Source organism: Luteimonas colneyensis, assembly GCF_014836665.1.
GTDB lineage: Bacteria > Pseudomonadota > Gammaproteobacteria > Xanthomonadales > Xanthomonadaceae > Luteimonas > Luteimonas colneyensis.
Window position 1 is genome coordinate 390,833 of the sequence record NZ_JACSQJ010000002.1, and the last position, 20,137, is coordinate 410,969.

21 protein-coding genes are annotated in these 20,137 nt (G+C 71.5%); 14 read left to right on the forward strand and 7 right to left on the reverse strand.

All coding sequences use genetic code 11. From position 1 onward, the window contains the following. The 4 genes from H9645_RS05925 to H9645_RS05940 all read left to right on the forward strand — a co-directional run bounded on the left by H9645_RS05925 (position 1) and on the right by H9645_RS05940 (position 2,581). On the forward strand, positions 1–432 hold the full coding sequence (locus tag H9645_RS05925; protein ID WP_191728794.1) for a hypothetical protein: 432 nt from the start codon (positions 1–3) through the stop codon (positions 430–432). Positions 433–502: 70 nt separating this feature from the next. Continuing rightward, positions 503–943 carry a rhodanese-like domain-containing protein gene (locus H9645_RS05930; RefSeq protein ID WP_191728795.1) on the forward strand — a complete coding sequence of 147 codons (441 nt, stop codon included), beginning with the start codon at positions 503–505 and terminating at the stop codon, positions 941–943. Positions 944–1,000: 57 nt separating this feature from the next. Further along, on the forward strand, positions 1,001–1,531 hold the full coding sequence (gene secB, locus H9645_RS05935) for a protein-export chaperone SecB (RefSeq protein ID WP_191728796.1): 531 nt from the start codon (positions 1,001–1,003) through the stop codon (positions 1,529–1,531). Between the two features lie 18 nt (positions 1,532–1,549). Then, positions 1,550–2,581, forward strand: a complete 1,032-nt coding sequence (locus tag H9645_RS05940) for an NAD(P)H-dependent glycerol-3-phosphate dehydrogenase (protein WP_191728978.1) — start codon at positions 1,550–1,552, stop codon at positions 2,579–2,581. Between the two features lie 107 nt (positions 2,582–2,688). Here the strand turns inward: H9645_RS05940 and H9645_RS05945 are convergent, their stop codons facing one another. From H9645_RS05945 to H9645_RS05955, 3 genes are all read right to left on the reverse strand, one after another. Then, a complete protein-coding gene (locus H9645_RS05945; RefSeq protein ID WP_191728797.1) occupies positions 2,689–3,255 on the reverse strand; it encodes a porin in 567 nt (188 codons plus the stop codon). Positions 3,256–3,468: 213 nt separating this feature from the next. Then, positions 3,469–3,933: a tRNA (cytidine(34)-2'-O)-methyltransferase gene (locus H9645_RS05950; RefSeq protein ID WP_191728798.1), complete on the reverse strand. Its 465-nt coding sequence runs from the start codon at positions 3,931–3,933 to the stop codon at positions 3,469–3,471. Positions 3,934–3,982: 49 nt separating this feature from the next. After that, positions 3,983–4,699, reverse strand: coding sequence for an SDR family oxidoreductase (locus H9645_RS05955; RefSeq protein ID WP_191728799.1), 717 nt, complete (start codon positions 4,697–4,699; stop codon positions 3,983–3,985). A gap of 114 nt (positions 4,700–4,813) precedes the next feature. Here H9645_RS05955 and H9645_RS05960 point away from each other — a divergent pair, with 114 nt between their 5' ends. The 4 genes from H9645_RS05960 (at position 4,814) to H9645_RS05975 (ending at position 10,322) form a co-directional block, all read left to right on the forward strand. After that, a complete protein-coding gene (locus H9645_RS05960; protein ID WP_191728800.1) occupies positions 4,814–7,675 on the forward strand; it encodes a M16 family metallopeptidase in 2,862 nt (953 codons plus the stop codon). 187 nt (positions 7,676–7,862) lie between these two features. Then, positions 7,863–8,171, forward strand: coding sequence for a DUF4156 domain-containing protein (locus H9645_RS05965; protein WP_191728801.1), 309 nt, complete (start codon positions 7,863–7,865; stop codon positions 8,169–8,171). A 276-nt stretch (positions 8,172–8,447) separates the two neighbouring features. Beyond that, positions 8,448–9,464: a 3-oxoacyl-ACP synthase III gene (locus H9645_RS05970; RefSeq protein ID WP_191728802.1), complete on the forward strand. Its 1,017-nt coding sequence runs from the start codon at positions 8,448–8,450 to the stop codon at positions 9,462–9,464. Positions 9,465–9,530: 66 nt separating this feature from the next. After that, the gene (locus H9645_RS05975) at positions 9,531–10,322 is read left to right on the forward strand and encodes a TSUP family transporter (RefSeq protein ID WP_191728803.1); all 792 of its coding nucleotides are present in this window, start codon (positions 9,531–9,533) and stop codon (positions 10,320–10,322) included. A gap of 24 nt (positions 10,323–10,346) precedes the next feature. On the opposite strand, the gene H9645_RS05980 is transcribed toward H9645_RS05975, so the two are convergent. Together H9645_RS05980 and H9645_RS05985 are read right to left on the reverse strand one after the other, a co-directional pair. Further along, positions 10,347–11,375 (reverse strand): alpha/beta fold hydrolase, encoded by a 1,029-nt coding sequence (locus H9645_RS05980; protein ID WP_191728804.1) that lies wholly within the window; start codon positions 11,373–11,375, stop codon positions 10,347–10,349. A 33-nt stretch (positions 11,376–11,408) separates the two neighbouring features. Continuing rightward, positions 11,409–12,149: a UPF0149 family protein gene (locus H9645_RS05985; protein ID WP_191728805.1), complete on the reverse strand. Its 741-nt coding sequence runs from the start codon at positions 12,147–12,149 to the stop codon at positions 11,409–11,411. A 134-nt stretch (positions 12,150–12,283) separates the two neighbouring features. Here H9645_RS05985 and H9645_RS05990 point away from each other — a divergent pair, with 134 nt between their 5' ends. Next, positions 12,284–13,201 carry an alpha/beta fold hydrolase gene (locus H9645_RS05990; RefSeq protein WP_191728806.1) on the forward strand — a complete coding sequence of 306 codons (918 nt, stop codon included), beginning with the start codon at positions 12,284–12,286 and terminating at the stop codon, positions 13,199–13,201. Between the two features lie 152 nt (positions 13,202–13,353). Here the strand turns inward: H9645_RS05990 and H9645_RS05995 are convergent, their stop codons facing one another. Both H9645_RS05995 and H9645_RS06000 read right to left on the reverse strand, forming a co-directional pair. Continuing rightward, a complete protein-coding gene (locus tag H9645_RS05995) occupies positions 13,354–13,806 on the reverse strand; it encodes a YkgJ family cysteine cluster protein (RefSeq protein ID WP_191728807.1) in 453 nt (150 codons plus the stop codon). A gap of 224 nt (positions 13,807–14,030) precedes the next feature. Continuing rightward, positions 14,031–14,693 (reverse strand): TenA family protein, encoded by a 663-nt coding sequence (locus H9645_RS06000; protein ID WP_191728808.1) that lies wholly within the window; start codon positions 14,691–14,693, stop codon positions 14,031–14,033. 113 nt (positions 14,694–14,806) lie between these two features. Between H9645_RS06000 and oleC the strand changes: the two genes are divergently transcribed. The 5 genes from oleC to ubiB all read left to right on the forward strand — a co-directional run bounded on the left by oleC (position 14,807) and on the right by ubiB (position 20,133). Then, complete coding sequence (oleC, locus tag H9645_RS06005) at positions 14,807–16,498, forward strand: olefin beta-lactone synthetase (protein WP_191728809.1); 1,692 nt, start codon at positions 14,807–14,809, stop codon at positions 16,496–16,498. 17 nt (positions 16,499–16,515) lie between these two features. Beyond that, positions 16,516–17,520: a 2-alkyl-3-oxoalkanoate reductase gene (oleD, locus tag H9645_RS06010; RefSeq protein ID WP_191728810.1), complete on the forward strand. Its 1,005-nt coding sequence runs from the start codon at positions 16,516–16,518 to the stop codon at positions 17,518–17,520. 61 nt (positions 17,521–17,581) lie between these two features. Continuing rightward, positions 17,582–17,740, forward strand: a complete 159-nt coding sequence (locus tag H9645_RS06015; RefSeq protein ID WP_189498052.1) for a DUF1328 domain-containing protein — start codon at positions 17,582–17,584, stop codon at positions 17,738–17,740. A gap of 69 nt (positions 17,741–17,809) precedes the next feature. Beyond that, positions 17,810–18,466: a ubiquinone biosynthesis accessory factor UbiJ gene (locus tag H9645_RS06020; protein WP_191728811.1), complete on the forward strand. Its 657-nt coding sequence runs from the start codon at positions 17,810–17,812 to the stop codon at positions 18,464–18,466. After that, positions 18,463–20,133, forward strand: coding sequence for a ubiquinone biosynthesis regulatory protein kinase UbiB (gene ubiB / locus H9645_RS06025; protein WP_191728812.1), 1,671 nt, complete (start codon positions 18,463–18,465; stop codon positions 20,131–20,133). Before H9645_RS06020 ends, ubiB begins: the two co-directional genes overlap by 4 nt. The last annotated feature ends 4 nt before the right edge of the window (positions 20,134–20,137 follow it).

Consider the following 20,137-nt stretch of genomic DNA (forward strand, 5'->3'; position numbering starts at 1 on the left):
ATGCGACCGACGTACGCCCGTACCGCCCTCGTCCTCTTCGCGCTGCTGGCCTGCGCGCTGCTGCTGCCCGGCTGCGCCAGCACCGGCAAGGGCGAGGCGCTGCAGCGCGCGCAGTACGCCTGGTCGGCCGCGATCCGCTGGGGCGACTTCGAGGGTGCCTGGAACCTGGTCGACCCGGACTACCGCGAGCAGCACCCGCTGACCGACGTCGAGCTGGAGCGCTATGCCCAGGTCCAGGTGTCCCATTACCGCGAACTCGGCGTGCAGCCGACCACGGACGGCACGGCCGTCCGCGACATCGACATCGGCGTGATCAACCGCCACACCATGGCCGAGCGCGGCATGCGCTACCGCGAGTCCTGGCGCTGGGACGAGGCCGCGAACACCTGGTGGAACACCGGCGGCCTGCCCGACTTCTGGCGCGGCGAGTAGCCGCCGCGCGCTTTGCGCCGCCGGCGGCGCTGGGAGACAATCGCCGCCCGCCGCCGGATCGCCGACCAACGTGAACTTCGAAGAACTGTGGGCCTTCCTCGGCCGCAACCCCATGCTGTCGCTGGCCCTGGCCGGCATCACCGTGGCGATCGCCTACACCGAACTCATGCGCGTGTTCCGCGGCTTCAAGGGCCTGCGCCCGGCCGAGCTCACCGCGCTGGTGAACCGCGAGGACGCGCTGGTGGTCGACCTGCGCCCCGCCGCCGAGTTCGAGAAGGGTCACATCCCCGGCTCGAAGAACGTGCAGATGGCCCAGTTCGATCCCGAGAACAAGGCACTGGCCGGCGCGAAGTCGCTGCCGGTGGTGGCCGTGTGCAAGACCGGCGTCACCGCGGTCGACGCTGCCAAGCGCCTGCGCAAGGCCGGCTTCGGGAAGGTCTACGTGCTCGAAGGCGGCATCGGCGCCTGGCAGCAGGCCGACCTGCCGCTGGCCAAGGGGCGCGGCAAGTAGCCGACGGCCCCGTGCGATAATCCCCTCCTTATCCGAATCCCGCTGGAGCAACACGAGATGTCCGACCAGGAAGCCACCAACGCCAATGGCGCCGCCGGTGCGCAGCAGCCGAACGGCCCGCAGTTCACCGTCGAGAAGATCTACGTCAAGGACGTCTCCTTCGAGGCCCCCAAGACCCCGCAGGCCTTCGGCGAGCAGGGCCAGCCGCAGCTGCAGATGAACCTCAACCAGCGCGTCACCCGCATCGCGGACAACTCGTTCGAGGTGGTGCTGGGCATCAACCTGACCTGCAAGCTGTCCGACGAGAAGACCGTGTACCTGGTCGAAGTGCAGCAGGCCGGCCTGTTCAACCTCTCCGGCTTCGACGACCAGTCGCTGGACGCGATGCTCGGCACCCACTGCCCGACCATCCTGTATCCCTATGCGCGCCAGGTCATCGGCGACCTGATCCAGGCCGGCGGCTTCGCGCCCTTCCTGCTGCAGCCCATCAACTTCGAGGCGCTGTACGCCGAAGGCCTGCGCCAGCGCGCGCAGCAGTCCGCGCAGGGCGTCGACCTGGCCAGCGGCGAGACCAGCGGCAACGCCTGAGTGTCCGCCAGGCCTTCCATCGCACCGTCGGGCAGCAAGCCGGCGGTCGCGGTGCTCGGTGCGGGCTCCTGGGGAACCGCGCTCGCGGCGCTGATCGCGCGCCACGAACACCCGACCCTGCTCTGGGGTCGCGACCGGGCGGTGGCGGATGCCATCAATGCCGGCAGTGGTAATCCACGCTACCTGCCGGGCATCGACCTGCCGCCGGCGCTGCGCGCGACCACGGACATGGCCGAGGCCCTGGCCGGCGCCGACCTGGTGCTGGTCGTGGTGCCGTCGCATGCGTTCACCGACACGCTGCGCACGCTGGCGCCGCTGCGCCCTGCTCACGCCGGCGTGGCCTGGGCGACCAAGGGCTTCGAGCCCGGCTCCGGCCGCTTCCTGCACGAAGTCGCGGGCGAGGTGCTGGGGGCCGGGGTGCCGCTGGCGGTGGTCACTGGTCCTTCGTTCGCGAAGGAAGTCGCGGCGGGCATGCCGACCGCCGTCACCGTCCACGGCGATGACGAGGAGTTCGCGCAGTCCGTCGCCGACGTGCTGCACGGGCCGGCCTTCCGCGCCTATACCGGCAGCGACATGCGCGGCGCCGAGCTCGGCGGGGCGATGAAGAACGTGCTGGCGGTGGCCACGGGCGTGGCCGATGGCATGGGCCTGGGCCTCAATGCCCGCGCCGGCCTGATCACCCGCGGCCTCAACGAAATGCTGCGACTGAACATCGCCATCGGCGGCCAGCCCGAGACCCTCATGGGCCTCGCCGGCCTGGGCGACCTGGTGCTGACCTGCACCGGCGACCTCTCGCGCAACCGCCGCCTGGGCCTGGCACTCGGCCGCGGCCAGAGCCTGGACGACGCCGTGCGCGGGATCGGCCAGGTGGTGGAGTCGGTGCAGACCGCCGACGAGGTCATGCGCCAGGCCGACGCCCACGGCGTCGAGCTGCCGATCTCCAGCAACGTCCGCGACGTGCTGCATGGCGACATCACCCCGGCCGAGGGCCTGGCCCGCCTGCTCGCGCGCGAGCAGAAGGCCGAGTACGCCGGCAAGCTGATCGGCTGACGGCACTCCCGCGCCTGGCGCGGGCAAAAGAAAACCCCGGCCTTGCGGCCGGGGTCATGTCGCGGAGCGGGGAGAGAGGTCGCCCCGCGACCCGGGGACTACCCGTTTTACCAGGTGAAGCGCGGGCCGATGAACCACTCGGTCACGTCGCCGTTGAACTTGACGTCGCCGTTGAGGCCCCAGTTGGCGTTGAAGGCCACGTTGGCGCCCAGGCGGCCGTAGAAGTCGCCGTCGATGCCGCCGTCGTAGTCCTCGTAGCCGACCAGCGCATAGCCGTCGAAATTGCGCGCCAGCAGGCCGCGTACGCCGACCTCGGTGCTCCAGCCGTCGAAGTCGAGCTCCTGGCCGAGCACGCGGCCGGCGTCGAGCTTCTGGTAGGCGACGCGCGCCAGCAGGTCGGTGCGCGGCGCGATCTCGAGGTTGTAGCCGACGCCGATGCGGTAATCGTCGATGTCGAGGCTGGTGTTGTCGATCTCCTGGCTGCCGAAGCCGCCGAAGACGTGGAAATTGGGGTGGAAGGCGACCGAGCCGTTGACGTCGTAGCCGTCGGCGTCGACATCGCCGCTGCTGGCCTGGTAGCCGGCCTGGAGGTAGTTGTAGGTGACGCCTTCGGCGGCATTCGCGGCGAGCGGCATCGATGCCGCCAGTGCCATGGCGATCAGGGAACGCTTCATCAGGGGGGATCCTCTGTTTAGTTCTTGCTTTAGGAAGAGGACCGGCCACGGGGGCAGGGGAGGGGAGAGAACCGATCGGGGAAATCGGATACCGCCCGTGGCCGGTGGACGCATTCTCCCAGCGTGAAGACAACGCCACCTGAATATTGAACCGTCTGGTGCAGGAACTTTTCGCGAAGCTGTGTGCCAGCGCCGGAACGTTGGCCTGGCGCATCAGCCGGCGCCGGTGAATTCCAGCTGGCGCCAGGCCTCGTAGGCCACCACCGCGACGGCGTTGGACAGGTTGAGGCTGCGGTTGCCGGGGCGCATGGGCAGGACCAGCCTGTGTTCGCCCGGGACGCGCGCCAGCGCCGCGTCGGACAGCCCGGACGTCTCGCAGCCGAACAGGAAGGCATCGCCCGTCCGGTAGCGGGGAGCGTCGTAGCGGACGGCCCCGCGCGTGGTGAGGGCGAACAGCCGTGTTGGCGCGATCGCCGCCAACGCCGCGTCCAGGTCGTCGTGCACGGCGACGCGTGCGTACTCGTGGTAGTCCAGGCCTGCGCGCCGCAGCTGCCGGTCCTCCATGTCGAAGCCCAGCGGCCGCACCAGGTGCAGGCGCGCGCCGGTGTTGGCGCACAGCCGGATCACGTTGCCGGTGTTGGGCGGGATCTCGGGCTGGTGGAGGATGATGTCGATCATCGTGCGCTGGCGGCTGCGGCGGGCGGGCAGGATACCCGGGCGGCCCCGCTCACCAGGGCAGTGCGGTCCCGCGCCAGTCGAGGAAGCGCCCGCTGTCGCCTTCGCCGAGGCCGTCGATGACGTCCAGCAGGCCGGCGGCGGATTCGCCGACGCTCTCGGTGGCCTGCTCGCCGCCCATTTCGGTCTGTACCCAGCCCGGATGCAGGGCGATCACCCGGATGCCGCGGTCGGCCAGCGCATGCGCCAGCAGGGCGGTCGCCATGTTCTGCGCGGCCTTGCTGATGTTGTAGCTGGGCGTGCCGAAGCGGCTGCACCCCGCGATCGAACCGAGCTGCGAGGACAGGTTGGCGACCGTAGCGCCGTCCGCCAGCAGCGGCGCCAGCGCCTGGGCGAGCAGCAGCGGCCCCGCCGCGTTGACGCGGAAGCTGTGTTCGAGGTTGGCCTCGCCCAGGCGCCCGAAGCGCTCGCCCGAATGCAGCACGCCGGCGTTGTTCACCAGCAGGTCGATGCCGCCGGCCTCGCCCAGCACCAGCGGCAGTTCGGCGGCGAAGGCCGCGCGGGAGCGGGCGTCGGCCACGTCCAGCGGCAGGACGTGCAGGCGTCCGGGATGCTCGCCGGCCAGGCCGTTGAGCGCGGTGGCGCGGCCCGGTGCGCGGCATGCGGCGATGACGTGGTCGCCGCGCTCGAGCAGGCGCCGGGCCAGTTCCAGTCCCAGGCCGCGGTTGGCGCCGGTGACCACCGAGGTGCGGATGCGGGGGGTGTCCATCCCCGGAGGATGCACCAGTCGCGGTGGCGGCGCCGTGCGGACCGGGACCAATGACCCGCTCGGGCGCGGCCGCGGCGCGCCTACCATGGCCGTTTCGATCCAGCAGGAAGCCCCATGCCGACCTCCAAGCCCCAGCCGCGCCGCGCCACCGTCCTCGCCATCGCGCTCGCCGCCGCCCTCGGCATGGCCGCGCCCCTGGCCTGGGCCGCGGCCCCGCCGGTGCCGGCGGACACCGGCGTGGACATCGCGTACGAGCAGTTCACCCTGCCCAACGGCCTGCGCGTGGTGGTGCATACCGACCGCAAGGCGCCGATCGTGGCGGTGAACCTCTGGTACCACGTCGGCAGCAAGGACGAGCCGTCCGGGCGCAGCGGCTTCGCGCACCTGTTCGAGCACCTGATGTTCCAGGCCTCCGAGAACCACGATGGCGAGTACTTCGCGCCCTTCAAGCAGGTCGGCGTGACCGACCAGAACGGCACCACCAACACCGACCGCACCAACTACTTCCAGAACGTGCCGACCACCGCGCTCGACACCGCGCTGTGGATGGAGTCCGACCGCATGGGCCACCTGCTGGGCGCGGTCACCCAGGCGGCGCTGGACGAGCAGCGCGGCGTGGTCCAGAACGAGAAGCGCCAGGGCGAGAACCAGCCCTATGGCCAGGCCTGGACCCGGCTCATGAAGGCCCTGTACCCGGCCGGCCATCCCTACCACCACACCGTCATCGGCTCGATGAACGACCTCGATGCCGCCGCGCTCGAGGACGTGCACGCCTGGTTCCGCGCCTGGTACGGCCCGAACAACGCGGTGCTGGTGCTGGCCGGCGACATCGACCTGGCGACCGCGAAGGAGAAGGTGGCGAAGTACTTCGGCCACATCCCCGCCGGCCCGGACATGGCCCAGCCGGAGGTGGACGTGGCGCGCCGCGCGCAATCGACGCGCGAGGTGATGGAGGACAAGGTCCCGCAGCCGCGCATCTACCGCGTCTGGAACGTGGCCGAGGTCGGCAACCCGGACCTCGACCGCCTGCAGCTGCTGGCCCAGGTGCTGGGCGGCAGCCGCTCCTCGCGGCTGGACGCGCGCCTGCTGCACCGCGACCAGCTGGTCGACAGCATCAGCGCCGGCGCCTACGGCAAGCAGCTGGGCTCGAACTTCATGGTCATCGCCAACGTGAAGCAGGGCGTGGACCCGGCGGCCGTCGAGGCCGCGATCGACGAGGAGATCGCGCGCCTGCTGGCCGAAGGCCCGACCGCCGAAGAGCTGGAGCGCGCGCGCGCCGTGTTCCGCGCCGGCTTCATCCGCGGCATCGAGCGCATCGGCGGCTTCGGCGGCAAGGCCGACGCGCTGGCCGAATGCGCGGTGTATGCCGACGATCCGGGCTGCTTCCGCGAGTCGCTGCGCATCATCGACACCGCGACCGCGGCCGAACTGCAGGCCACCGGGCGCGAGTGGCTGGGCAAGGGCGAGCACACCCTGGTGGTGATGCCCGGCGAGCGCACGCCGCTGGCCGAAGAGCCCGCGGGCGTCCCGCGGCCCTGGAACCTGCCGGAGGTCGACGCCCGCTACTCCACGCTGGCCGCCGCGGTCGACCGCAGCCAGGGCGTGCCGATGCCCGAGGCCTTTCCCGAGCTCAAGTTCCCGGCCGTCGAACGCGCCGCCCTGTCCAACGGCAGCACGGTGGTGCTGGCGCGGCGCAGCGGCGTGCCGGTGGTGCAGCTCAACTACCAGTTCCCGGGCGCGGGCTACAGCGCGGACGGCGAGAGCCGCATGGGCACCGCCAGCTTCGCGATGGGCATGCTCGACGAAGGCGCGGCCGGCGTCGGCCCCCTGGAGTTCGCCGAGCGCGCCGAAGCGCTGGGCGCGCAGCTGGGCGCGGGCGCGTCCCTGGACGCCGGCACCGCCTGGCTGTCGGCGCTGAGCGACCGGCTCGACGCCTCCGTGGCCCTGTTCGCCGACATGCTGCGCCGGCCGGACTTCGCGGCCTCCGAGATCGAGCGCGTGCGCGCGACCTGGATCGCCAACATCGCCCAGGAGAAGGCGCGGCCGCAGACCGCGGCGCTGCGCGTGCTGCCGCCGCTGCTCTACGGCGAGGGCCATCCCTATGCGATGCCGTTCACCGGCAGCGGCACCGAGGCCACGATCGCGGCGCTCGGCCGCGACGACCTGGTCGCCTTCCACCGGGCCAGCGTCCGCCCCGAGGGTGCGACCCTGGTCGTGGTCGGCGACACCACCCTGGCCGAACTCGTGCCGGTGCTGGAAAAGCACCTCGGCGACTGGCGCGGCACCGGCGCGGCGCCGGCCGCGACGAAGATCCCGGAGGTCGCGCGCCCGGCGCAGGCGCGCGTGTTCCTGATCGACCAGCCCGGCGCGGTGCAGGCCAACATCTACGCCGGCCTGCTGGTCCCGCCGAGCACGGATGCCGGCGCGGTGCGCCTCGACATCGCCAACGGCGTGATCGGCGGCGACTTCACCGCGCGGCTGAACATGAACCTGCGCGAGGACAAGCACTGGTCCTACGGCGCGCGCAGCGGTGCGTCGGGCGCCCTGGGCCAGCGCCCGTGGCTGGCCTCGGCGCCGGTGCAGATCGACCGCACGGCCGACGCCATGGCCGAGATGCAGCGTGAGATCGCGGGCTTCGCCGACGGCGAGGCGCCGCCGACGGCCGCCGAGGTCGACCGGATCCGCGCGATCAACACCCTGAGCCTGCCCGGCGCCTACGAGACCGCGGCCTCGGTGGCGTCCACCATCGCCGGCAACGTGATGTACGGGCGGCCGGACGACTACGTGGCGCGCCGCAAGGCCGAGATCGAGGCGATGACCCCGGCGCAGGTGGCCGAGGCGGCAAAGGCCCTCGATCCCGACGCCCTGACCTGGGTCGTGGTCGGCGACCTCTCGCAGATCGAAGCCCCGGTGCGCGCGCTGGAGCTGGGCGAGGTCACCGTGCTCGACGCCGACGGCAAGCCCGTCGCGCGCTGAGCCGCGCCGCCGCCTCGCCCGCCCACCCACCGCCCCGCCGTCTCCCTGTAGGAGCAGCTACAGCTGCGACCCACTCACCCCGCAAACCCTGAACCGGGCTCGCACACCGGGTCGCAGCAGTAGCTGCTCCTGCAGTGGGCGGAGTGATTCCTGGGCACAATCGGGGCCTTCGCCACGGAGCCGATCCATGCGTCCACTGCTGCTGATTCCCCTGCTCGCCACGCTGTCCGCCTGCACCTGGGTGCACATGGCGCCCGGCGCGTCCTCGGTGCGGGTCGCGGCGTCGCCGCCGGCCGGCTGCGAGAAGCGCGGCGAGGTGGAGGTCGCGGTGAAGCACAGCGTCGCCTTCATCGACCGCAACCCGCTGCGGGTGCGCGAGGAACTGGAGACCCTGGCCCGCAACGAGGCGCCGGGCCTGCAGGCCGACACCATCCACCCGCTGTCGGATCCGGTCCGCGGTGCCCAGCGCTGGGCGGCCTGGCGCTGCGGAGGCTGACCGTTCCCGCCTTCCGGAGCCAACCGGAACCGCGCACCCCACTGTAGGAGCAGCTACAGCTGCGACCTCTGTCCCGTATGAGCGGATGTCCTGGCTCTCCGGGTGGTCCGGTAGCAGCTGTAGCTGCTCCTACATGAATGTGAGAGGCCGCCGGGAGCAGCCATGTGGACGGCCGCGGAGCAGCAACGTGAACGGATCTGCGGGCCGGAAAGTGCGCCGGGGGGCGGAAGCCGGTACCCTAGGAAATCTTTGTTCCTGCAATCTGGCGGCAAGCCCATGTTGTTCCAGCACGTAGCCATCGCCGGTCTCGCCCACATCGACGCTCCGCGCCGGCTGTCCTCCGACGAGATCAACGCCCGCCTGAAGCCGACGCTCGACCGGCTGGGCATCAAGGCCGACGTTCTCAAGGACATCGCCGGAATCCACGCCCGCCGCCTCTGGGACGGTGACGTCCAGGCGTCCGACGCCGCCACGCTGGCCGGCGTGAAAGCCCTGGCCGACGCGGGCATCGACCCGGACAAGGTCGGCCTGCTGGTCAACACCTCGGTCAGCCGCGACTACCTCGAGCCGTCCACGGCCTCGATCGTCAGCGGCAACCTGGGCCTGCCCGACACCTGCCAGAACTTCGACGTCGCGAACGCCTGCCTGGCCTTCATCAACGGCATGGACATCGCCAGCCGCATGATCGAGCGCGGCGAGATCGACTACGCCCTGGTGGTGGACGGGGAGACCGCCGACCTGGCCTACGAGAAGACCATCGAGCGCATGACCCGCGCCGACGTCACCGACGAGGCCTTCCGCAACGAGCTGGCCACGCTGACGCTCGGCTCCGGCGCCGCCGCCATGGTGCTGGCCCGCGCCGAGCTGGCCCCCGGCGCGCCGCGCTACCGCGGCGGCGTGACCCGCGCGGCCACCGAGTGGAACAAGCTCTGCCGCGGCAACCTCGACGGCATGGTCACCGACACCCGCCTGTTGCTGATCGAGGGCATCAAGCTCGCCACCAAGACCTTCGAGGTCGCCAAGCAGAAGCTGGGCTGGGTGGCCACCGAGCTCGACGAATTCGTGATCCACCAGGTCAGCAAGGTGCACACCGCCGCCATCACCAAGGCCATGGGCATCGACCCGAAGAAGGTCATGACCATCTTCGGCGAGCACGGCAACATCGGCCCGGCCTCGGTGCCGATCGTGCTGAGCAAGCTGCGCGAGGAGGGCCGCCTGAAGAAGGGCAACCGCATCGCCCTGCTGGGCATCGGCTCGGGGCTGAACTGCTCGATGGCCGAGGTGGTCTGGTAAGGCCGGACCGCTTCGACGCCTGACCGGGGCCGGCTTGTCCGGCCCCGCGTCGTTTCCGGAGGCTGCATGGAATTCGGGTTCGAGGTACTCGCGTTGCTGGCGCTGGCGGCCTTCGTCGCCGGCACCATCGACGCGCTGGCCGGCGGCGGCGGCCTGATCACCATCCCGGCGCTGATGGCCGCCGGCATCCCGCCGGTGCAGGCCATCGCGACCAACAAGCTGCAGTCCAGCTTCGGCACCACCAGCGCCGTGCTGGCCTTCGCGCGGCAGGGGCGGATCGACTTCCAGCGCTTCCTGTGGCCGGCGGTGGGCGCGTTCGCCGGCTCGGTGGGCGGCGCGATCGCGATCCAGCTGGTGGATCCGTCCTTCCTCGCCGGCCTGGTGCCGGTACTGCTGGTGGCGATGGCGGCCTATTTCCTGCTCGGTCCCAGGGCCAGCGAGGCCGAGCGCCACGCGCGGCTGGGCCAGGCCGCCCTGGTCACGATCATGTTCGCGCTGGGCTTCTACGACGGCTTCTTCGGGCCCGGCACGGGTTCGTTCATGGCGACCGTGCTGGTGGCGCTGTTCGGCTTCGGTCTGGTGTCGGCCACGGCGCATACCAAGCTGCTGAACCTGTCGAGCAACCTCGCCGCCCTGGCGACGCTGGTGATCGGCGGCCAGGTGCTGTGGACGGTGGGTCTGGTGATGGCGGTCGCGAGCATCGCCGGTGGGCAGCTGGGCGCGCATCTCGCACTGGGCAAGGCCGGCGCGCGGCTGATCCGGCCGCTGCTCGTGGTGATGTCGCTGGCGCTGACGGCGAAGCTGCTGGCGGAGCCTGGGAATCCGCTGGTGGAGTGGGTGAGGGGTGTGCCGGGCTGAACGGTCGATCAGCGCCTGCCTTTCTCAGCGCGAAATCCGCCGCACCAGATCCCGATGAAACCGCTCCGGCGCCTGGATATGCGGCGAATGCCCCAAGTCCTCGTATTCCACCAGCACCGCGCCCGGGATCGCCTCTGCGGCCTTGCGCCCCAGCGCGCGGTAATCCCCAAGCCTCGCCTGCACCTCCGGCGCCGCCGCACCCCTGCCCAGCGCAGTCCTGTCATGCACGCCGATGAACAGCGTGGTGGGAACGTCCAGCCGCGGCAGCTCGTACACCACCGGTTGCCACATCAGCATGTCGAACGTCAGCGCCTGGTGCCACGCCACCACCTCGCGGCCCGGGCCCGCGTACATGCCGGCCTGCATCCGCGCCCAGCGCTCGAACTCCGGGCGCCACTCGCCGGCGTAGTACACCGCGGTCTGGTAGTCGCGGATGCTGTCGTAGGTGGTGCGCAGCTCGGCGGCGTAGACCTGTTCCACCGGCTGGTAGGGCACGCCCTCCGCCTTCCAGTCCTCCAGCCCGATGGGGCCGATGAGCGCGAGGTGCTCGACGGCGTCGGGATACATCAGCGCGTAGCGCGTCGCCAGCATGCCGCCCATGGAGTGGCCGACCACCACGCTGCGCTCGATGCCCAGCGATGCGAGCAGGCCGCGGGTGTTGTGCGCGAGGCCCGCGAGCGCGTACTGGTAACCCTCGGGCTTGCTGGACTTGCAGAAGCCGATCTGGTCGGGGGCGATCACGCGGTATCCGGCGTCCGCGAGCGCGGTGATGGTCTGCTCCCAGGTGGCGGCGCAGAAGTTCTTGCCGTGCAGGAGCAGGGCGGCGCGGCCGTTGGCCTCACCGGTCGGCGGTACGTCCAGGTAGGCCATTTCGAGCTGCCGGCGCTGCGATTCGAAGGCGTGGGTGCGGACGGGGTGGGGATAGTCGAAGCCTTCGAGGCGGGGGCCGTAGGTGGTGTCGCCGGCTTCGGATGCCGCGACCGCCGTGCCGGCCATGGCGAGGAGACTGGCGATCAGGGTCGCCGCGCCGGTCGATCCGGTCCACTTGCCCATGATCTGCTCCTGTCAGTTGGTGCGCGGGTGCGCTCAGTGCGTCCCGCAGCACTTCTTGTACTTTTTCCCGCTGCCGCAGGGACAGGCTGCATTGCGCTCCGGCCCCGCATCACGGCGGATCGGCGTGCGCGGCGTCAGCGCGTCCACCCGGTGGTGGTTGAGGTCGGCCATCATCCCGGGGATGTCGATGACGATGCCCAGGCGCTCGCGGTAGTCGACGGGCATCGGTTCGGCAGTGGGGTCTTCGGGGTTGATGGCCTCGCCGCTGGCCAGCCGGTCCAGGCCGTCGAAGATGTCCTCGATCCAGTCGTGGTCGTCCAGCCAGCGGTCCCACTCGGCCTCGCGCAGCATCACCGCGGTGAAGAAGCCCTGGGCCCAGTCGGCGCCGACGTCGAGCTCGTCCTCGCGCAGGGCCTCTTCGCCGGTGAGTTCGGGATCCTCGGGCAGCCACATCAGCGGGGCGAGGTGGTCGGGCAGGTCGCCGTCGTCGTAGCGCACGCGTGCGGTGCACATGTTCAGGTGGCCCATCAGCAGCTGCTGGACCTCGGCGGCCTCGGCCTCATCGTCCCAGGTCGGCGCCTTGCCGCCCCAGACCACGGGCTGCCATTCCTCCGGCGGCACCGACGAAGGCGAGACCGCCAGCGCGGTCAGGAAGCCGTCCAGCGCCTCGAGGTTGAAGCCCTTGAAGGGCACGGCGCGCCGGTCGAGGAGATCCGCGAGGCGTTCGATGCGCGCTTCGTCGAGGTAGGGAGGGGCGGAGGTCGGGCTGGACATGGCGCTCTGCGGAAGGCGGGGAGCATGCATGGTAGTCGCGCCGCGGCGATGGCGGGACGTCCGGCCCGGTGGACCGCCATTGCGATCGGCGAGGGCGTCCTACAATGGCGGCTGTTGTCCGCCATGGCGCCACCATGCATCTCCCGGGTTATCCCTCGACTCCGCATCGCTTCCAGGTTCGCCCCGGCATCGGGATGTCCTATCTCGACGAGGGCCCGCGCGACGGCGAGGTCGTGGTCATGGTCCACGGCAATCCTTCGTGGAGCTACTACTGGCGCACGCTGGTGGCGGGCCTGTCCGATCGCTACCGCTGCATCGTCCCCGACCACGTCGGCATGGGCCTGTCCGACAAGCCCGACGACGCGCCCGACGCCATCCCGCGCTACGACTACACCCTGCAGTCGCGGGTCGATGATCTCGGCGCGCTGCTGGAGCACCTCGGCATCGACGGCCCGGTGACGCTGGCAGTACACGACTGGGGCGGGATGATCGGCTTCGGCTGGGCGCTGTCGCACCAGGCGCAGGTGAAGCGGCTGGTGGTGCTCAACACCGCGGCCTTCCCGATGCCGGACGCCAAGGCCATGCCGTGGCAGATCGCGCTGGGCCGCGACTACAACGTCGGTGAGATGGTGATCCGCGGCTTCAACGCGTTCTCCTCCGGTGCGTCCTGGCTGGGCGTGGAGCGGAAGATGCCGGCCGATGTGCGCCGCGCCTACGTGGCGCCCTACGACAGCTGGAAGAACCGCATCTCGACCGTCCGCTTCATGCAGGACATCCCGCTGTCGCCGAAGGACCGGGCCTGGCCGCTGCTGGAGGAGTCCGGTCGCCGGCTGCATGAATATGCGGGTCTGCCGGTCTTCCTCGGCTGGGGGCTGAAGGACTTCGTGTTCGACCACCATTTCCTCGAGCGCTTCCAGGCCGAACTGCCGGGCGCGGAGGTCATGGCCTTCGACGACGCCGGGCACTACGTGCTGGAAGACCGGCACGAGGTGCTGGTGCCGGCGATCCGCGATTTCCTGGATCGCAATCCCATCCCGTCCCCCGGCCCCTGACACTTCCCTGTAGGAGCAGCTATAGCTGCGACCCGGCGCCTCCGGTCGCAGCTATAGCTGCTCCTACAGGAGGGTGGCGGCGGTCGGGCGGCAGTCAGACGGCAGTAGACGGTGGTCAGGGCGGTGATCATGGCGCCGATCAGGGTTCGCAGTCAGGCGGCGATCGGCGGCGGCAGCGCGGGCGGCGGGGTGCCGCGGTCGTTGGGGTTGTCGCTGCCGTCGGGATTGCCGTCGCGGTCGTTGGCCGCGGCTTCGCGCCAGATCCAGTCGGCCGGGGTCAGCGGCGGCAGGCCGTGGGCGATGCGGGCCTGGTCGCACTGGCGGCTGGGCTCGCCGTATTCCCAGGAGGCCGCCACGTCGCGGCAGGCCTGCGGACGCACCGGATGGATGCTGCAGCGTGAAAACCGCCCGATGTCGGCGTCCAGGGCCACGCAGCGCGGATCGCCGCCGCCTTCGGTGCCGCGCATGGCGCGCTCGTGGCTGCGCAGCGGGACGGTCAGCTCCGACGGCACCAGGCCGCCCAGGGCGGGCTCGGCCTCGGACCAGTGGAAGCTGACGCGGTAATGGGCGCAGCAGGCGCCGCAGCTCAGGCAGGGATGGGGCACGCGGGCGGGTCGCGGAGTGGCGGGCGCGGAATTTTTCGGCAAGCCGCGGTGGCGCGCAAGGGGAATCGGCGCCGGACGGTGGTTCGGTGCATCCGGGCGGATCCGACCGGGTCGGCGAGGCCCCAACCACTGCTGGCTCATGCTGCTTCGGCCCATCCGCATCATTGAGGAAGTCCCCGATGTCCGGCGCCGTCCGCGTCCGCAGGCGTGTTTTTGACGAGGAACTACGCGGCCTCCAAGCCCTGCTCCCAGAAGTCGGCTTCCAGCCGCGAGGCCTTGCGGAAGATCGCCACCAGCTCGGGATAGCGATTGTCGCTGGCGTAGCGGCGGCCGAGATCGTCCAGCCACGCGTGTGCGGCCACGCCCGCCTGCTGGAAGGCCTCGCCGGAGTATTCGGCGATCCAGTCACGGTAGGGATGCCCGGCCGGAATGGCGTCGACGCCGTCGGGCGCAAGCCGGCGGCCGATCTCGGCATAGCCCAGGGTGCAGGGGATCAGTGCCACCTGCAGGTCGAGCAGGTCGCCGGACATGCCGATGTCGAGCACGAAGCGGGTGTAGGCCACGGTCGCCTGCTGCTCTTCGGTGGCCTCCACCTCGCCGGCGGAGAGGCCCCAGCGCTCGCAGACGCGCAGGTGCAGGCCCATCTCGTCGAGGATCGCACCCAGGCCGCCGCGGGCCGCCTGCATGTCGGCCAGCGTGCGGCTCTTGTATGCGGCCAGCGCATGCGCGCGCGCGAACTGGATCAGGAACAGGTAGTCCTGCACCAGGTAGTTGCGGAAGGCGGCCCCGGGCAGGCTGCCGTCGCCCAGGCCGCGTACGAAGGCGTGGTCGACGTAGGCGTTCCAGTCATCGGCGGCGCTGGCCTTGAGGCGTTCGAACAGCGACATGCGCGGTCTCCGGTGCGCGGCCCGGCCGCGGGGCCGGCGATTGTCGGACATCGCGGAAGGCGGAGCCACGGTCCCGCCATGAAGCCGCGGGCGGGAGCGGCGATAATCGCCCGATGACCGAAGCCTGCAACATCGCCGCGGCGCTGCCGCGCATGGCCGCCGTGGCGCCCGACCGGATCGCCATGCGCTGCCCCGGCCGCGATGGCCGCTACGACGTGGCGATCAGCTACGGCGAGCTCGACCGCCGCAGCGACGCCATCGCCGCGGGCCTGGCGAAGCGCGGCATCGGCCGCGGCAGCCGCACGGTGGTGATGGTGCGGCCGACGCCGGAGTTCTTCCTGCTGATGTTCGCGCTGTTCAAGGCCGGTGCTGTGCCGGTGCTGGTGGACCCGGGCATCGACAGGCGCGCGCTGAAGCAGTGCCTGGACGAGGCCGAGCCGGAGGCCTTCATCGGCGTGCCACTGGCGATGTTCGCGCGCGTGCTGCTGGGCTGGGCCAAGTCGGCGACGCTGCGCGTGGGCACCGGGCGGCGGGCGCTGTTCGCCGATGCCACCCTGGCCGAAATCGAGCGCGAGGGGCAGGGTGCAGGCCCGCAGCTCACCGCCACCGCGCCCGACGACGTCGCAGGAATCCTGTTCACCAGCGGCTCCACCGGCGTGCCCAAGGGCGTGGTCTACCGCCACCGCCACTTCGTCGCCCAGGTCGACATGCTGCGCGAGGCGCTCGGCATCACCGCCGACGGCGGCGTCGACCTGCCGACCTTCCCGCCGTTCGCGCTGTTCGATCCGGCGCTGGGCATGACCTCGATCATCCCCGACATGGATCCCACGCGGCCGGCGAAGGCCGATCCGCGCAAGCTGCACGCCGCCATCGAGCGCTTCGGCGTGACCCAGCTGTTCGGCTCGCCGGCGCTGATGCGGGTCCTGGCCGACCATGGCCAGCCGCTGTCGACCGTCGCCCGCGTGACCTCGGCCGGCGCGCCGGTGCCCGCCGACGTGGTGGCGAAGATGCGCACGCTGCTGCCTGCCGACGCCGGGTTCTGGACGCCCTACGGCGCCACCGAGTGCCTGCCGGTGGCGGTGATCGAGGGCCGCGAGCTGGTGACCCTGCGCGAGCGCACCGCGACCGGCGCCGGTACCTGCGTCGGCCGCCCGGTGCCGCCGAACGAGGTCCGCATCATCCGCATCACCGACGAGGCGATTCCCGAGTGGTCCGATGCGCTGCTGGTGAAGCCCGGCCAGGTCGGCGAGATCACCGTGGCCGGGCCCAGCGCCACCGACACCTATTTCAGGCGCGAGGCGCAGACGCGGCTGGCGAAGATCGCGGAAACGCAGCCGGCGGCGGCCGGTGGCGAAGGCGCCCGCCGCATCGTCCACCGCATGGGCGACCTCGGCTATGTCGACGCCGAAGGCCGCCTCTGGTTCTGCGGGCGCAAGTCGCAGCGCGTGGTCACCGCGGCGCGCACGCTGTGCACCGAACAGGTCGAGCCGGTGTTCGATACCCATCCCGAAGTCCGCCGCACGGCGCTGGTCGGCATCGGCGAGCGTGGCGCCCAGCGGCCGTTGCTGTGCGTGGAGTTGAACGCCGGCATCGCGAAGGCCGAGCGCGCGCGCATCGCCGACGAGCTGCGCCACCTCGGCGAAGGCTTCGTGCACACCGCGCACGTCGACACCTTCGCCTTCCACCCCGCGTTCCCGGTCGACATCCGCCACAATGCGAAGATCGGCCGCGAGAAGCTGGCCGTCTGGGCCGCGCGCGAACTCCGCGCCGGCAGGGCTTTCGAACCGGCGACCGCGCCGGACTGACGGCAGCGAGGAACGAGGTGCGGGTACTGGTCACCGGCGGCGGCGGATTCCTGGGGCAGGCGCTGTGCCACGGCCTGGTCGAGCGCGGCCACGACGTCTCGAGCTTCAACCGCGGCCACTATCCGGAGCTCGACGCCATCGGCGTGCGCCAGCTCCGCGGCGACCTTGCCGACCGCGACGCCGTGATCGCCGCCTGCGCCGGCATGGACGCGGTGCTGCACAACGCCGCCAAGGCCGGCGCCTGGGGCAGCTACGACAGCTACCACCGCGCCAACGTCATGGGCACCGGCCACGTGCTGGCCGGCTGCCGCGAGCACTTCGTGCCGAAGCTGGTCTACACGTCCACGCCCAGCGTGACCCACCGCGCCACCCATCCGGTCGAGGGCGGTACCGCCGACACCGTGCCCTACGGCGAAGACCTGAAGGCGCCGTACGCCGCCACCAAGCTGATCGCCGAGAAGATCGTGCTGGCCGCCAACGACGAATCGCTCGCCACCATCGCGCTGCGTCCGCGGCTGATCTGGGGCCCCGGCGACACCCAGCTGGTGCCGCGCCTGGCCGAGCGGGCGCGCGCCGGGCGCCTGCGCTTCGTCGGCGACGGCCTCAACCGCATCGACACCACCTACATCGACAACGCCGCCCAGGCGCACTTCGACGCGCTGGAGCACCTCGGCATCGGGGCCGCCTGCGCCGGACGCGCATACTTCATCAGCAACGGCGAGCCGATGCCGATGCGCGACATCCTCAACGGCCTGCTGCGCGCGATGGGCGCGCCCGAGGTCACGGCCACGCTGCCGTTCCCTGTGGCCTACGCGATCGGCGCGGCCTGCGAGGCGGCCTGGCCGCTGCTGCGCCTGCGCTCGGAGCCGCCGCTGACCCGCTTCCTGGCCGAACAGCTCAGCACCACGCACTGGTACGACATGGCGCCGGCCACGCGTGACTTCGGTTACGTGCCGCGCGTGTCGATCGCCGAAGGGCTCGAGCGGCTGGCGGCCTCGCGGCGCGCTGCCGTCACTTCCTGACGACCCCCGCTTGGCAACCATGGCTCCAGCCGTCCGTGTCCCGACGGACTGGAGAACCGACATGCTCAGCTACGCCGTCATCTTCCTGGTCATCGCCGTCATCGCCGCCGTCCTCGGCTTCAGCGGTATTGCCGGTGCCGCCAGCAACATCGCCTGGATCCTGTTCCTGGTCTTCCTGGTGCTGGCCGCGATCTCGTTCTTCCGCGGCCGGAAGGTCTGAACCACGCCGCCGCGACGGCCATCGTGCCGTCGCGGCGGAGGCGCGGGGCGGGCCGTTACAATGCCGGCCATGGCCCCATCCCCATCTCCCCTGTCCGGCTTGAAGCCGCTGGCCGGCCGCGCGCTGGAGTCGGCGCTCAACCGCGCATTGTCCCTCGATGACGACACCCGCCAAGCGCTGTCGCGGCTGGACGGACGCCGCGTGGCCCTGCACCTGGCCTCGCCGCCGCTGGCGATGTCGATCCGCGTGGACGGCGAGGCAATGCGCGTCGGCCCGGTCGACGGGGCCGGTGAACCGGACCTTGCCGTGCGCACCACGCTCGGCGGCCTGCTGGGCCAGCTTCGCGGCCTGCTGGCGCCTGGCGACGACCACCACGCCACGCCCAGCGGGCGCCTGCGCATCGAGGGCGACGCCGAGCTTGCGCGCGCGCTGCAGCGGCTCGCCCAGCGCTTCGATCCCGACTGGCAGCGGCCCTTCGTCGCCGCCTTCGGCGACGTCGTGGGCGTGCAGGTGGCCAATGCCGCCGCGTCCGCGCTGAAGGGCGCGCGCCGGGCGGGCGAAGGCCTCGCCGCGACCGCGGCGGAGTACGTGGTCGAGGAGTCGCGCGACGTGGTCGGGCGCCACGAACTCGAAGCCTTCCACGATGACGTCGACGTGCTGCGCGACGACGTCGAGCGCCTGGCCGCGCGCGTCTCGCGCCTGGCCGCGGCCGGGGGCGCACGGTGAGGTCGGGCCTGCACGCGCTGAGGATCGGCCGCGTCCTGCTCCGCTACCGCCTGCACACCCTGGCCGAAGGCACGCCGGCTGGCCGCTGGCTGTGGCTGCTGCGTCCCTTCGTGCCGCGCGCCAGCCGCGAGGTCGCCGACCTGCCGCGCGGCGCCCGCGTGCGCCTGGCGCTGCAGGAGCTCGGGCCGATCTTCGTCAAGTTCGGCCAGGTGCTGTCGACGCGCCGCGACCTGGTGCCGCCCGACATTGCCGACGAGCTGGTGCTGCTGCAGGACCAGGTGGCCCCGTTCGACGGCGAGCTGGCGCGCGCGATCGTCGAACGCGAGCTCGGCCGCCCGGTGACCGAGGCCTACTCGCGCTTCGACACCGTGCCGCTGGCCTCGGCCTCCGTGGCGCAGGTGCACGCCGCGCTGCTGCCGGCCACCGGCGACGCGCCGGCGCGCGAGGTCGTGGTGAAGGTGCTGCGGCCCGGCATCGACGCGCGCATCGACGCCGACATCCGGCTGCTGGCGAACATCGCCGCCTTCGTCGAGCGCACGCATCCGAACGCCGACAGGATCAGGCCGCGCGAGGTGGTGGACGAGGTCGCGAGCACGCTGGCGGCCGAGCTCGACCTGCAGCGCGAGGGCGCCAACGCCTCGGTGCTGCGCCGGCACTGGGAGGGCTCGACCGACCTGTACGTGCCGGCGCCGGTGTGGTCGCACAGCACCGAACGCATCCTGACCCTCGAGCGCGTCAGCGGCATCCCCAGCGACGACCTGGCTGCGATAGAAGCCGCCGGCCTCGACCGGAAGCTGCTTGCGGCCAAGGCGGTGCGGGTGTTCTACACCCAGGTCTTCCGCGACAACTTCTTCCACGCCGACGCCCACGCCGGCAACATCTGGGTCGACGATGACCCGTCGCGGCGCGCCAATCCGCGCTTCATCGCGCTCGATTTCGGCATCGTCGGCCAGCTCTCCGGCGACGACCAGTACTACCTCGCCGAAAACTTCATGGCGATCTTCAACAAGGACTATCGGCGCATCGCCGAGCTGCACGTGCAGGCCGGCTGGATGCCGTCTGACCTGCGCCTCGACGAGCTGGAAGCCGCCGTGCGCGGCGTGTGCGAGCCGTACTTCACCCGGCCGCTGGCCGAGTTCTCGCTGGGCGAGGTGCTGTTCAAGCTGATCCGCACCGCGCAGCGCTACCAGCTGACCCTGCAGCCGCAGCTGATCCTGCTGCAGAAGACGCTGCTCAACGTCGAGGGCGTGAGCCGGCACCTGGATCCGTCGATCGACATCTGGGCGGTGGCGCGGCCGGTGCTCGAGCGGATCCTGGCCGAGCGCTACAGCCCGCAGCGCCTGGGCGCCGAGTTCCGCCGCCGCCTGCCCGAGCTGGCCACGCGCGCGCCGGAGATGCCCGGCCTGCTGCACGCCTGGCTGACCCAGCAGGTCGAAGGGCGGCACCAGCTGGGCATGCGCTCGAAGGAGCTGGCCGAACTGGTCGGGGTGATGCGCGCGATGCAGCGCCGCACCGTGGCCGCGATCCTCGGCGTCGGCCTGCTGGTGGTGGCGGCCGTGCTGTACGGCCTCGACGCCGGCGGTCCGCGGCTGTGGTCGGTGCCCGTCACCGCCTGGATCGCCGGCGTCGGCGGCCTCTGGGCGATCATCGCCGCGCGCCCGCGCTGACCGC